The 533-nt window shown below is 37.9% G+C and carries 1 protein-coding gene; it reads right to left on the bottom strand.

Annotated elements, in window-relative coordinates; all coding sequences use genetic code 11:
• Positions 1-48 precede the first annotated feature (48 nt).
• Positions 49-533 (bottom strand): SGNH/GDSL hydrolase family protein (locus AC1DND_RS29245; protein WP_477586526.1); only part of this gene is annotated, 485 nt, incomplete at its 5' end.

The following is a 533-nucleotide window of genomic DNA, read 5'->3' as shown; positions in this document are numbered from 1 at the left end:
GGTACTTGATTCTTAGTAATCTATTAAAATCAATAGCCAGGCAAGGCCTTAAAAATTCCTTTTCACTATCCTTTCAATCGCTTTGCCCCAAAATTCGCCTAAAGATGCGGCGCCTAATTTATTTGGATGCAGGTAAAAAGTACCAGCCTGCCCTTTCTCAGGAATCAACTCGGTAAGGTGGTGTTTTTTAAAATAATTGAATGCTTTTTTATCCCCTACAAAAACATGCTTTGGATTAGTTAAACCATAATTTGCCACAAGGCTATCAATTTTTGGAATATAAGCCTGTAATCTCAACAAGCCCTCTTCCATATATTTTGAGCTATTATAGGTATTGGGACTATACCAGATAGGATGCTGCAACACCACAATGGCCTTAGGAAAATCGGCCAATAACTTATCTACAATGGTTTTTACATTTTCAATATATCGATCAGGCGAAACCGGAGCTCCATGCGGTCCTTTTATAGCGCTATCGTTGGTACCGAGCTTTAACGAAAAAATCAATAATGCCTCTTTATTGGTAAATGCAC

It is taken from the genome of Pedobacter sp. 01N416 (assembly GCF_056399685.1).
This window is presented reverse-complemented; position numbering and strand designations above follow the sequence as displayed.